Origin of the sequence: Leptolyngbya boryana PCC 6306 (assembly GCF_000353285.1) — a bacterium.
In the GTDB taxonomy this organism is placed as follows: Bacteria; Cyanobacteriota; Cyanobacteriia; order Leptolyngbyales; family Leptolyngbyaceae; genus Leptolyngbya; species Leptolyngbya boryana.
Window position 1 is genome coordinate 157169 of sequence record NZ_KB731325.1, and the last position, 14724, is coordinate 171892.

The 14724-nt window shown below is 46.7% G+C and carries 5 protein-coding genes; 4 read left to right on the forward strand and 1 reads right to left on the reverse strand.

Features of this window, described 5'->3' with window-relative positions; genetic code table 11:
* Window positions 1–238: 238 nt before the first annotated feature.
* The gene (locus LEPBO_RS0131800; protein ID WP_017291646.1) at window positions 239–1132 is read left to right on the forward strand and encodes a DUF4118 domain-containing protein; all 894 of its coding nucleotides are present in this window, start codon (window positions 239–241) and stop codon (window positions 1130–1132) included.
* A 178-nt stretch (window positions 1133–1310) separates the two neighbouring features.
* Here the strand turns inward: LEPBO_RS0131800 and LEPBO_RS0131805 are convergent, their stop codons facing one another.
* Complete coding sequence (locus LEPBO_RS0131805) at window positions 1311–2480, reverse strand: IS701 family transposase (RefSeq protein ID WP_036047094.1); 1170 nt, start codon at window positions 2478–2480, stop codon at window positions 1311–1313.
* A gap of 47 nt (window positions 2481–2527) precedes the next feature.
* Here LEPBO_RS0131805 and LEPBO_RS38995 point away from each other — a divergent pair, with 47 nt between their 5' ends.
* The 3 genes from LEPBO_RS38995 to LEPBO_RS0131820 all read left to right on the forward strand — a co-directional run bounded on the left by LEPBO_RS38995 (window position 2528) and on the right by LEPBO_RS0131820 (window position 14687).
* The gene (locus tag LEPBO_RS38995; RefSeq protein ID WP_172410517.1) at window positions 2528–4801 is read left to right on the forward strand and encodes a hybrid sensor histidine kinase/response regulator; all 2274 of its coding nucleotides are present in this window, start codon (window positions 2528–2530) and stop codon (window positions 4799–4801) included.
* A 64-nt stretch (window positions 4802–4865) separates the two neighbouring features.
* The gene (locus LEPBO_RS39000; RefSeq protein WP_017291649.1) at window positions 4866–8600 is read left to right on the forward strand and encodes a PAS domain-containing protein; all 3735 of its coding nucleotides are present in this window, start codon (window positions 4866–4868) and stop codon (window positions 8598–8600) included.
* A 66-nt stretch (window positions 8601–8666) separates the two neighbouring features.
* Entirely contained in the window at window positions 8667–14687 is a 6021-nt protein-coding gene (locus tag LEPBO_RS0131820; protein ID WP_017291650.1) for an AAA family ATPase, read from the forward strand.
* The last annotated feature ends 37 nt before the right edge of the window (window positions 14688–14724 follow it).

Genomic DNA, 14724 nt, shown 5'->3' on the forward strand with positions numbered 1-14724 from the left:
CAGTGCCACAAGGCGAATATGTTCTTCATGATAATGCCAAAGATAAAAACAGCAGAGAACAAATTTTGCAGTTCTACCACTAGATAGATAGTTACATACCCCTGAAGTAGGATAATCGGTTACAGCGCATTTTACGCTCCCAAATCTACTGATGTAAGACCCGTATCTATGTTAGAAGCATCTGGTCTAAAATTCGCCCAAATCAATTCTTCAATATCAGCCTGGAGTTAGAAGGACGATGGGCAAGAAAAATTCAAGATGGTTAAGGAATGCTCAAACGCGGCAGAATGGTTCACCATCTTACATTGCACAATATGGTGTGGCGATCGTTTCTGTTACTTTGGCGTTAGGAATCATCCTTGCACTTAATGCTTATCTCGCATCAACACCGTCTCCTCTCTTTTTTGCTGCTGTCATGCTGAGTGCATGGTATGGTGGGTTAGATTCAGGAATCCCTGCAACAGTCTTTCCTACGCTTGTCATCAACTTTTTCCTGGTTGAGCCGATTTACGAGCTTGGTATGCCTGATTTGGGGACTTTTGCGCGCCTCGGTCCTTTCGTGATGACAGCGCTTTTCATTAATTCATTAACCGAAGCCCAGCGAGCTGCTCGTCATAAAGCAGAAATAAAGTTCAAGTCTCTACAGGAAAGTGAAGCCCAATTTGGCTGTTTAGCAGGATCTAACATCATTAGAACGTTAGTCGCCAGAATAGATGGCGTAATCCTTGACGCGAACCAAAACTTTCTACAGCTTGTGGGCTCCAGCCAAGAGGAATTGCATACTGGTCGATTAGATTGGCGCATGATCACACCTCCTGAATCTGTGGGGGGCAGTGAAAGAGCAGTCGCTCAACTACTGTTAACGGGAGGCTGTACCCCGCTTGAGAAGGAGTACCCCCGTAAAGATGGGTTTCGTGTTCCTGTCCTGCATGGTGCAGTGATGACTGGAGACGTAACGGTTACAGATTTTGTGCTGGATTTGAGCGAACACAAACGAGTGACCGCGATTCAACAAGAAGCCATGCGCCGAGAGCATTTGCTGCTTGCACCTCAGCGAGCAGCAAATGCTCAGCTTGAAACGGTGCTAGCCAGTATTAACGATCAATTTCTGGTTCTAGTACTACAGTTGTAGATCTATCGTGATAAGTCTTGGGAATATATAGCCTGACGGCGTTTGTAGTGATGGAACTGTGCCACTGTTTGATGCTGTTGTCGCCACATCGACCAATGCAATCGAAACAACATCGACTGTTTGAGTTCCCAACCTAAATGCCAGATCAAGCGGCGAATCTCAGCAATTGAGTTTGGAATTACAGACCACGCTTGCGCTTGAATGCGGAGAACTGACGCGATAGATGCCCCCCTTTTTCTAATTCAGATGCATGTGAGCGGACTATCGTCAAAAACGCATGAGCGAGGCAAGATAAGGTGATATGACGATACCAGCCTTGCCAAGTTCTGACCTCATACTGGTCGAAGCCGACTTCCCCTTTGGCAGTTTGAAAGCACATTTCGATTGTCCAGCGCGTGCCTGCGATCTTGACGACGGCTTCGAGGGGAGTTCCCGTCGGAACAAATGCTAAGAAGTAGGCAACTTCATTGGGTTGGTCAACAGAACGGCGTGCCACCACCCAACGCTGCCAGTTTGGTCGCTCAGGATGCGGGATAGCAATCGCTGTCCAATCGAACCAGCGTTGTCCTTTTGCACCGCTGCCTGCACTCAGGCGTGACCAATCACTGGAGTCAAGTTCAGCAATAACTTGGTCAATCCGCTGTTTTTCCCACTTGAAACTGACCGAGTGATCACACGCGACCTCCAGCACATAGCGCACCTGATGTTGTTCCAACAAATCGCGCAAGTGGTAGTCACTGCCATACACACTATCCCCTGTCACCCAGCCCACGGGCACTTGTGCTTCAAACGTTCGCTCCAGCATCATACGTGCCAGTTTTGGCTTGGTAGCAAACTTGCGCTCCACGGGGATATGCGCCGCTCGACAACGTGCCGCGTCGTCTGTCCAACTTTTCGGCAAGTACAATTCTCGGTCAAGAAATGTATGTCCTTGACGAGTTGCATAGACTAGGAACACGCCAATCTGACAGTTCTCGACTCGTCCTGCGGTTCCAGAGTACTGCCGCTGTACCCCAACGGAATGCTTGCCTTTTTTGAGAAATCCGGTTTCATCAATCACAAGCACAGCTTCACGATCTCCCATCTGTTCCACCACATAGCTGCGAACATCATCCCGCAACTCATCTGCACTCCATTTTGACCGATTCAACAGATGTTGGATGCCATAAGGTGTCTCATCGCCACATTGCTCTGACAACTGCCAACCGTTCTTGCGCTCAATTGGACTCAGCAACCCTTGAACGTACTCCTGCATCCGTTGTCTGGCTTCGACTCGTCCGAACTGATACCCGACTCGCGCAATCAGTGCATCGAATTCACGCAGCCATGTCTGCACCTCAGTCCTCATTTGTAGCAATGCACCTGGATGACTCAGCATCGACCACCAGCCCCAAAATGTTCACGACATTTCTAGGGTTCCCAATATCTACAACTGTAGTACTAGATCAGCAGTCGCGTTATGTTTACGTCAACGATCGAGTGATAAAAGTTGTGGGCCGATCTAAAGAAGAACTCATAGGTCAATGTATTTGGGATCTCTTTCCAGATCTCGTTGATAGCCAGTTTTATACTAAGGTGCATCGAGCCGCAGCAGAGCAGCGAAATCTTCAATTTGAATACTTTTATGCCCCCTGGCATCGGTGGTTTGAGAACCATATTTATCCGTCTACCACCGGAGTTCCAATTCTTGTCACTGATATTACAGAACGCAAACGAGCAGAAGAAGAACTGCAATGCACAAATCAAACGCTACAAACCCTACTCGATTTCTGTCCCGTTGCGATCGCATTTTTTGATTCAGAGAGAACTATTAAATTGTGGAATCGTGCAGCAGAGCAAATTTTTGGCTGGAGTGCCGAGGAGACTGTTGGCATAAATTGGCCAACAGTCCCTCATCGACAAGCGGAGTTTCTTGCCAGTCTTCAAACCGTGTTGAGTGGGCAATCCCTCAATGGATATGAAGCTCAGCATAAGCGGAAAAATGGACAGAGGGTGGATTTGGAAATCTGGGCGAATTTAACCCATGATGCAGAGGGAAGCCCCGGTTGCCTGGGAATTGCGTTAGACATTACCGAACGCAAGCAAGCAGAAGCAGCGCTCCGTCACAGTGAAGACCGATTTCAGGTACTGGTCAGCAATATGCCGGGCATGGTTTATCGTTATGCTCCCTGTGCAAATGGCAATGCTGCTTCTACCAAAGCTAAGTTTACTTATGTCAGCTCAGGTTCACGTGCATTGGTTGAACTAGAGCCTGAAGCAATTCTTCAGGATGCAAACGACTTCCTGCAATTGATTCATCCCGACGATAAATCGTCTTTTCAAAATTCTGCTGACGTAGCTGTTCAAAACTCTGCACCTTGGCGTTGGGAAGGACGGCTAATTACACCCTCTGGGCAGCACAAATGGGTGCAGGGACGTTCGCGTCCTCAGTATACCGAGCAGAGAGAAGTTTGGGATAGGCTGTTTTTTGATATTACCGATCATAAGCGAGCCGAAGCGGAACGGTTACAACTTCTAGAACAAGAACGCGAAGCGAGAGAACAAGCAGAAGCTGCAAACCAGATTAAAGATGAGTTTTTGGCAGTCTTGTCTCATGAACTCCGAACACCCCTCAATCCAATTTTGGGCTGGTCGCGTTTGCTTCGGCAAGGAATACTCGACAACAGTAGGACAACCACAGCCTTGGAAACCATTGAACGGAACGCCAAACTGCAAATTCAACTGATTGATGACCTGCTTGATATTTCTCGCATTTTGCAAGGCAAGCTTAGCCTGAAATCTGTCCCGGTGGAGTTGAACGCAACGATCGCAACTGCGATCGAAACGGTTCGACTTGCTGCTGAAGCAAAAGCGATTAGCATTCAAATCCAGTTTGAGTGCAAAGCTATGACGGTTCTAGGAGATAGTGGTCGGTTACAGCAAGTGACTTGGAACCTACTGACCAATTCAGTGAAATTTACGCCTGCAACCGGACAAATTCAAATTCGGCTGTCAACAACGCAGTTTCAGGCTCAGATTCAAGTCACGGATACTGGCAAGGGCATCCATCCAGACTTCCTCCCTCATGTCTTTGAATACTTTCGGCAGGCAGACAGCACCACAACTCGAACTTTTGGTGGGTTAGGATTGGGACTCGCAATTGTGCGGCATCTTGTAGAGTTACATGGCGGTCAGATTAGAGCAGAAAGTTCTGGAGAAGGGCAAGGCGCAACTTTTACGGTAACGCTTCCCCGGATGCCCTCATCCCCTTCAATTTTAGAGGAGGCACTACCGATGAGTGATCTGAATCTACAAGGCGCTAATGTTTTGGTGGTTGATGATGAAGTTGATAATCTTGAACTCGTTCAATTTATCTTAGAGCAAGCAGGCGCAACGATAATAGCTGCATCTTTGGCAACCGAAGCACTAGATCAAGTCCGTCAGTTAAAACCACACTTGATTGTTGCAGATATTGGGATGCCGGAGGTAGATGGTTATACGCTGATACAGCAAGTCCGAAAACTTCTTCCCGAGGAGGGTGAACAAATTCCAGCCATTGCACTAGCGGCTTATGCTAGCGAGGTGAATCAACAACAAGCTTTAGCCGTTGGGTTTCAGCGGCATCTTGCCAAGCCTGTCGATCCAGACGCGTTAGTGCAAGCGATCTCTGAATTACTCCATCAGACCTAGTGCATCCAAAGATTTTTGACGCTTTTCTGCTTTATTACTCAACCTCCTGAATTTCTTAGTGACAATGAATGACCCTAGCATCCGTACAAATCCCCATCTTGACGAAGTCAATGCACTTCGCCAACGCCTGCGAGATTTGGAGCAGTCTCACAACCAGTGTCAGCAGCAACTTCAGCAACTCCAGCAACAGTTGAGCCGAGAAAGAACAGAGCGAAAGCAAACTGAAGCGGCACTGCGGGGAAGTGAAGAGCGGTTAAGTGTGGCGAATGAACGCTTTCAACTCGCAGCAAAAGCCGTCAATTGCTTGATCTATGATTGGGATCTAGAACGGGATCGAGTCGAACGAACCGATGGATTAACCCGGATTTTGGGGTATTCGCTGGAAGAAGCTGAACCCACGGGTCAATGGTGGCGAGATCGCGTTCACCCCAGTGATTTATCACGTATTCAAGAACAAGCCCTGGTGACGTTGACTACGCACGATTATTTTGCTGCTGAATATCGAGTTCTCAACAAGTCGAATCAGTACATTGATGTCTTGGATCAGGGTTTAGTCGTAGTGCGAGACTCGGATGGTAATCCCACACGAATCGTAGGAAGTACCACGAATATTAGCGATCGAAAACAGGCTGAACGGCAACTTCAGGAAAGCCAACGATTCATTCAGCAGATCGCCGATGCAACACCGGGAACCCTTTATGTTTATGACATGCTCGAGCAGTGCAATGTCTATGTCAATCGCCAGATTGGTGAACTGTTGGGCTATACTCCCGAGGACATCCAGAGGTTAGGGGATCAGCTATTTCCGCAACTGATGCATCCTGAAGATTTTGCGAATCTTGGTCTTCAGATTCAACGATTGGATCAAGCGCAAGATGACGAGATTGTCGATCACGAGTATCGGATGCGCCATGCTAATGGGGAGTGGCGTTGGCTATGGAGCCGGAATACTGTTTCGACCCGATTGTCCGATGGACGAGCGCATCAAGTCGTCGGTACCGTGTATGACATTACTGCCCGTAAGCAAGCAGAAGCAGAATTGCTCAACCGAGAACAGGAGTTTCGGACGCTCGTTGAAAATACGCCAGATATCGTCATTCGCTACGATCGTGACCTCCGCCATCTCTACATTAACCCTAGTGTTGAGCGGGCATTGGGGATTCCACCAGAACAATTCATTGGTAAAACAGGTTTTGAACTGGGCTTTACAGATGAGAGATCGCAACGCTGGTACGCCATCTTACAGCAGGTCTTTGAAACAGGGCAGCGTCAGTCGATCGAATATGAGTTTCCCAATTCATGCAACGAGTTGCGTTCGTACCGAGTTCGTTTTGTCCCTGAATTAATTCAGGGAGGGCAAGTCACAACCGTTCTCGCAGTTGCTACGGATGTAACAGAATACAAACGGGCAGAGCTATCCCTGCGCCAGAGCGAAGAACGGGTGCGATTAGCCATGGAAGGTGCTCAAATGGGCACCTGGGACGTAGACTTGAACACTGGAAAAGCCATCTGGTCAGTCCAACATTTCACGATGCTGGGTTATGAACCTGTAGCAACGGGGGAAGCCAGTGAGGACATGTGGAGTAGCCATATTTACCCGGACGATCGAGAACGAGTGTTAGCAGAATGGCAACGAGCACGTGAGGAACAACGGCTCTACCGTGCTGAATATCGCATCATCCGAGCAGATAATCAGCAGATCAGGTGGTTAGCCGCACTAGGAAGTTTTACTTACGATACGAATGGCTTGCCCATTCGTTCTATTGGCGTTTTGTTTGATATTAGCGATCGCAAACAGGTAGAAGCTGACCGAGAGCAACTATTGCACGAACTGTCAACCGAACGCGCTCAATTTGAAGCAGTGCTACGGCAAATGCCTGCGGGTGTCATCATTGCCCATGCTCCTTCCGGTAAATTGATCTTGGGAAATCAGCAAGTTGAACAGATCTGGCGGCAACCGTTTCTCTCTGCCAATAATATTAATGAATACGGTGTATATCAGGGCTTCCACCCCGATGGAAAATTGTATCAACCCGAAGAATGGCCCTTAGCACGTTCTCTGATGACTGGTGAGATTGTTGATCAAGAGGAGATTCGCTTTGTTCGGGGAGATGGACTTAAAGGTGTGATCAATGTGAGTTCAACGCCTGTCTACAACTCCCACAGAGAGATTATTGCTGGGGTTGTGATTTTTCAAGATGTGACCAGCCGTAAGCAAGCAGAAGAATCTTTACGGCAGAGTGAAGAACGGTTGCGTCTCGCATTATTAGTGGGTCAATCAGGGATTTGGGATTGGGATATTGCCCATAATCACATCACATGGTCTGAGCAAATCTATCAGTTTCACGGCTTAACATCCGAAACCTTTAGCGGCAAAGTCGAGGATTTTGCCGAGTTGATTCATCCCGAGGATCAGGCAAAAGTGTCAAAAGCGATCGATCAGGCTCTAAGGGAGCGATCAGGCTATGAAATGGAATTTCGGGCTGTCCATCCCACTGGTGAAATTCGCTGGCTCTCGACCAGAGGCGGCGTGATTTTTGATCAACAAGGCAGCCCAGCGCGAATGTTGGGTGCAACAATTGATATCACAGAGCGCAAAGCCATCGAGGTAGAACGTGAACAACTCCTGAGGCGAGAACAGATTGCCCGTGAGCAGGCAGAAGTCGCGAACCGCATTAAAGATGAATTTCTCGCAGTGCTGTCCCATGAATTAAGAACGCCACTCAATCCGATTTTAGGCTGGACAAGACTGTTACGGACTCACAATTTTGATCCCCAAGCAACCGATCGCGCTCTAGAAACAATCGAGCGCAATGCCAAACTTCAGGCTCAACTCATCGAAGACTTGCTCGATGTCTCTCGGATTTTGCAAGGCAAACTGAGATTGAATTCTTTTCCTGTGAACTTAGTGACGACGATCGAAGCCGCCCTCGAAACCGTACGATTATCCGCTGAAGCAAAAAGTATTCAAATCCAAACAATCTTGCACTTAGAGGTTGGGCAAGTCAACGGGGATGCGAATCGTCTCCAACAAGTGGTGTGGAATTTGCTCTCGAATGCGATCAAGTTCACACCGTCTGGTGGTCGTATCGAGGTTCGACTCACGCAGAGCGAAGCCTACGCTCAGATTCAGGTCAGCGACAACGGGCAGGGGATTCGTCCGGATTTCCTACCTCATGTGTTTGAGTATTTTTGTCAGGCGGATAGTAGTACGACTCGACAGTTTGGTGGATTGGGATTAGGACTTGCGATCGTCCGTCATCTTGTGGAACTGCATGGCGGCAGGGTGAAAGCCGAAAGCCCAGGGTGCGAGATGGGAGCGACTTTCACCGTTGAACTGCCGCTGATGGTATCGGCATTAACGCCTGATTTAGCAGTTGCGCCGAGTCAAGAAACCAAGAATCTGAAAAGTGTTCGCATCCTGATTGTGGATGACGAAGCAGATATGCGGGATTTGATTCGTTTCATTCTAGAAGATCAAGGAGCAACGGTTCGGGTGGCAGCATCCGCAGCGGAGGCATTACAACAGTTCACCGAATCAATGCCAGATGTGTTAATTAGCGATATCGGCATGCCCAACATGGATGGTTATGCGTTAATAGCGCAGATCCGAACAGTTTTATCAAAGCAAGGGAAAACTGTTCCGGCAATTGCACTGACTGCCTATGCTGGAGAGGTCAATCAGCGCCAAGCTCTAGCGGCTGGATTTCAACTTCACCTTGCTAAACCCGTCGATCCAGAGCAGTTAGTAAAGTGCGTCTCGCAGGCTATAGGTTCATCCTTTAAACCTTCTTCTTAGTAAAGGCTAAGAAGAATTCACAAGGGTTTTATTATTCACAATCGCGATGGCAAGGGAGCAATTAGAGTGGCACTTTCATTATCCGGATTCACAATTACTGATTTACTCCAAGAAGGAACAAAATCGCTGATCTACCGGGGCGTGAGAGATGCGGATGGTTGCTCTGTCGTGATTAAAGGGTTGCGTCCAGAAGTCTGTACTGCTCGCAATGTTGAACAACTCAAGCATGAATATACAATTGCACAACAGCTTAATTTACCGGGAACTGTGCAGGCGTTGGACTTAGAGTTCGATCGAGGATTGCCCTATCTAATTTTGGAAGACTTTGGAGGTCGATCTCTCGATCAACTTTTGGGTCAATTTCGTGAACCTGCTGCCTTTCTCAACATTGCACTTCAAATTGTGGATGCACTGGCACAAATTCACCAGCGTCACATTGTTCACAAAGACATCAAACCGCAAAATATCATCGTTAACTTAGACTGCAATCAGATTAAAATTGGCGATTTTGGCTTAGCAGCCTTTCTCCCCTACGAAAGTCAGATTGTGAGCCATTCCAATCGGATCGAAGGCAGTCTGCCCTACTTGTCACCAGAACAAACCGGACGGATGAATCGCGGCATTGACCAGCGCAGCGATTTGTATGCTTTGGGCGTAACCTTCTACGAAATGCTAACTGGGCAATTGCCGTTTCAAGGTGCTGATCCCTTGGAGTGGATTCACTGCCATATTGCCAAAACGTCAATTTCTCCGACTGTCGTTAATCCAGCTATTCCTCAAATACTCTCTGAGATTATCTTGAAGTTGCTAGCAAAGGTAGCAGAAGAGCGATACCAAAGTGCAATTGGCTTACAGGCAGATCTAGAGCGTTGCTTGCAGTTATGGGAAACAGCGAGGCAGCTTTCATCATTTACGATCGCCGAACACGATATCTCTGATCGCCTCCAGATTCCCCAAAAACTATATGGACGCGAGCCAGAAATCACCCAACTGCTAACCGTGTTTGAGCAAGTTGTGACTACAGGAAAGCCAGAACTGATTCTAGTATCTGGTTATTCTGGAGTCGGCAAATCTTCATTGGTGAATGAATTGCATAAGCCGATCGTACAAACGCAAGGCATCTTTATCTCTGGCAAGTTTGATCAATATAAACGCAATATTCCTTACAGTACGATTGTCCAGGCATTTCAAGGATTAGTGCGCCAACTTCTGACAGAGCCAGAAGAAAAGTTAGTGATTTGGCGCGATCGTATTCAATCAGCCGTTGGTAAAAATGGCAAGCTGATTACTGATGTCATTCCAGAAGTAGAGTTAATTATCGGAGAGCAGCCTCCTATTCCAGTGTTAGGCGCAGCAGAAACGCAGAACCGTTTTAACCTAGTCTTTCAAAACTTTATCGGAGCCTTCGCGCAATCTGATCATCCGCTAGCCATCTTTCTGGATGATATGCAATGGGCAGACAGCGCTACCCTCAATCTCATTCAAACGCTCATAACAGGTGCGACTCTGCGATTCCTTTGCTTTTTGCTTGCCTATCGAGACAATGAAGTTGATATCTCTCATCCCTTTAGTTTGATGGTAGAGAAACTACGTCAACAGGAAATTCCATTGACAGAAATTGTATTGGCACCCCTGGATCTGAGTTGTGTTAGCCAACTGATTGCAGAAACGTTACGATGTTCACTAGAACAATCGGAACCACTAGCGCAATTGGTATTGCACAAGACAAATGGTAATCCTTTTTTTGTGAATGAATTTCTCAAAACCTTATGTCAGGAAAACCTACTAACCTTCAATGCGGTTGAAAAAGTTTGGCAATGGGACATTAAACAGATTGAGGCAAAAGGGTTTACCGATAATGTGGTCAATCTCATGATCGAGAAGATGCAGAAACTGCGACCAAAGACTCAACAGCTTCTAAAACTTGCCTCTTGTATCGGGAATCGATTTGATTTAGAAATTTTAGCGATCGTTGCCCAGCAAGCTACTCATACCGTCGCAGATGCCATGCGAGAAGCTGTTTTACGGGGTTTAATCCTTGGAGAGGAGCAAACCGAAGCGGCTGAAGAGTATTACTCTTTTGCTCACGATCGCATTCAGCAGGCAGCTTATGCACTGATTCCCGATGCTGAAAAACAATTAGTTCATCTTCAGATCGGACGATTACTTCTGAAGCACTTGAAATCAGAGCAACTGGAAGACCAGCTATTCGATGTTGTGAATCATCTCAATTTGGGTCAAGAACTCATCATTGAGCAGGCTGAAAAACATCAACTGATGCAATTCAACGTTCTGGCTGGTAAACGAGCAAAGGCCTCTACTGCCTATGTTCCAGCACTGAGATTTTTTGACACTGCTAGCCGTTTATTGCCGTCCGATGCTTGGAAGTCCGACTATGATCAAGTGTTCAATCTCTTTACTGAACTTGCAGAATGTGAGTATTTAACCGGAAATTTAGAGCGAGCAGAATCCTTGTTCCAGTTGCTTCTCGACAAAGCTCAAACCGCTTTAGATCAGACAACGATTTATATGCTGCAAATTAGGCTTTACCAAGTTGCAGGGCGGTTTGATGAAGCTTTTAATCTTGGATTGGCTGCTCTTCGACTGTTTGGAGTGGTGTTTCCCGAAACGGATGAGCAGGTAGAGGCAGCCGTGAGTTGGGAAAGACAGCAAGCGGTTGAAAACCTTGGCGATCGTCAAATTGCCGATCTGATTCATGCTCCCATTCTTGAAGATCCGACCCTAAAAACGATCATCAGTCTTCTCACCTCAATGGGTCCTCCTGCATACCTCAGCAAGCCCAATCTCTTTCCCCTAGTTGTTCTCAAAGCCCTTAACTACTCATTAAAGTTTGGCAATACAGAAGAATCTTGTTTTGCTTACAGTATGTATTCGATGCTGTTAGTGTCGATGTTTCGCGATATTCCATCGGGTTATGCTTTTTCCGAAATGACAATCCGGTTGAATCAGAAGTTAAATGATCCAAAGTACAAAGGCACGGTTCTTCACATTCATGGCAGCCACATCAATGTTTGGTGCCACCCCATGACAACAGATTTGCCATTTTTAGAACAAGGATTCCTTGGCTGTGTGGAAGCAGGTGATATCACAATGGCAAATTACAATGGCTTCCAAGGTTCCTGGCAGATGCTCGAAGCCATTACGCCACTAGCAGATGCCGATCGCGCCATTCAAAAATATCTTGCCTTTGCCCAACAGTCGAAGCATGAAGCAGCTTACCAAACCATCCGCTTGCAGCAGCAATTTATCCTCAATTTGCAGGGACAAACGCGCCATTGTCAGACACTCAATGATGATGAATTCAATGAAGCGAAAGCGTTGGCGATTCTGCAACAAACAGAATTTGCGAGTGGTATTGTTTTCTATCACGTCATCAAGCTGATTGTCCTTTTTACTTATGAGCAATATCCAGAAGCACTCCAATCCGCTCAAAAAGCATTCGGGATTTTAGGAGCGGTACGGTCTCTACCTATTGAAGCCAATTATCTATTGCATCATGCGCTGGTTTTAGCTGCACTTTACCCTCATGAATCTAGGGAAATCCAAGCTAAGTTTTTGGAAACCTTGCACCAGCATCAGCAGCAACTTCGATATTGGGCAGACCACTGTTCTGCTAACTTTTTACACAAAGCAGTGTTAGTTGCGGCTGAAATTGCTCGGATTGAAGGACGTGATTTAGAAGCAATGCGTCTGTATGAGCAATCGATTAAATCTGCCTATGAGTATGAGTTCGTGCAATATGAAGCATTGGCATATGAACTAGCAGCAAAGTTTTACCTGAATCGAGAATTTGAAGCAATTGCCAAAACCTATTTACAAGAAGCGAGAAACGCTTATCTGCGCTGGGGAGCCTTGGGTAAAGTGCAGCATCTTGAAATCCACTATCCAGCTTTGCTTCCCCAACTCCAACCTGTTTCTCCCAAAAATCCTGCTGCTTCCTCTAGCACAACGTTTGTAAGCAGCAAGGAACAGCTTGACATCCTATCAGTAATAAAGGCATCACAAACGATTTCCAGCGAAATTGTACTGGCTGACCTGTTGAAAACCTTGATGCAAATCGCGATTGAACAAGCAGGAGCCGAGGTTGGGTATATCCTGCTGTCTCGACACGATCGATTAGTGATTGAAGTTGAAGCTAAAGCAAATCAAACCCAGGAGCAACTTAAAATTCAGCAATTGATTGCAGATGCTGAAACCTCCCTGTCGGTTCCTCAATCAATTCTCAACTATGTGCAACGAACCCAAGAAGTCGTCATCTTAGACAATGCTGTAGCCTCTGATTTATTTTCGGAAGATCGATATATTATTCAGAATCAACCTAAATCGATCCTCTGCTTGCCTATTGTTCACAAGACCAAACTGATTGCGATTCTATATTTGGAAAATAATTTAGCAACTGGAGCCTTTACACAGACCCAACTTTCCGCTTTGGAGATTCTGTCTGCCCAAATTGCAATTTCCTTAGAGAATGCTCAACTGTACAAAGACATTGCTGAAAGCCAAGAACAACTGAATCTAGCATTGCAGTCAGGACAAATCGGGGTTTGGAGTTGGGACATTGTCAACGACCAGGTAGAATGGGATGACCAGATGTATCAAGCGTTTGGAGTCAGCCCTCAAACATTTGACCATACGTTAGAATCTGTGATCAATTGTATTCACCCTGACGATCGCGACAATTTTACTCAAGCTCTAAGTCAAACTCTCGGTGAGGGCGTAGAACATAATCTAGAATATCGGGTTGTTTTTCCAGATGGCACAATTCACGATATTGCAGCGAGAGGTCGTCCCTTTTTCAACAAAATGGGTGAGCCGATTCTTTTGAGAGGAATTGTTCTCGATATTACTGATCGCAAACGATTAGAAGAACAACGGTTACAGCTATTGCGAGAACAAACGGCACGGGCTGAGGCAGAATCTGCAAATCGAATTAAAGATGAGTTTTTAGCGGTGCTGTCCCATGAATTGCGATCGCCGCTCAACCCTATTCTAGGCTGGGCAAAGTTGTTACGAACTCAAAAACTGAGTGAATCAAAAACTGCCCAGGCTTTGGAGACGATCGAGCGCAATGCTAAACTGCAATCGGAACTAATCGAAGACCTGCTAGATGTCTCGCGAATTCTACAAGGAAAACTTAGCCTCAATACAGTGCCGGTGAATCTATCCACTATGATTCAAGCCGCGATTGAGACCGTGCAATTAGCAGCAGAGGCTAAATCTATTGCCATTGAGGTGACTCTCGAACCTCAGATTAGTCAGGTACTGGGTGACTCCAATCGCTTACAGCAGGTGGTATGGAACCTCCTTTCCAATGCTGTGAAATTTACGCCCGCTGGTGGAAAGGTTGAAGTCCGACTAGAAAGCAATGAGGGTGATCACACAGAAGATTCGTCCTCTTTCACTCGTTACGCTCAAATCACGGTGACGGATACTGGCAGGGGCATCCATCCAGACTTCCTACCCCATGTGTTTGAATGCTTTCGTCAGGCAGATAGTGCAACAACTCGAAAATTTAGCGGATTAGGATTGGGACTGGCGATCGTCCGTCATCTTGTGGAACTGCATGGGGGCATAGTCCAAGCAGACAGCCCGGGAGAAGGGCTAGGTGCAACCTTTACAGTGAGGCTTCCACTGATGGCTACTCCATTGATACCGAAGGGGGAGACTCAACCTTCGATCGCTGCTAACCTGAATGGGCTTCAGATTCTGGTAGTAGATGATGACACAGACACGCGGGAGTTTGTTGCCTTTGTTTTAGAGCAAGCAGGTGCAAGCATTCTAACTGCTGCCTCAGCATCTGAAGCTTTCACAACACTCATGCAATCCCAGCCACATCTCTTACTCAGTGATATAGGAATGCCGGACATCGATGGCTATATGCTGATTCGTCAGATTCGCGCCTTGCCACCAGAGCAGGGCAGTACTATCCCAGCGATCGCGCTTACGGCTTTTGCTGGAGAAATGAATCAACAACAAGCGCTAGCAGCTGGATTTCAAAAGCATCTCTCGAAACCGATTGAACCGGATCGCCTGATCTCCACGATCGCGAGCCTAGTCGTTCGTTAAATGATTGCTTAGATTGAATTGATAGAAGTATACTCCT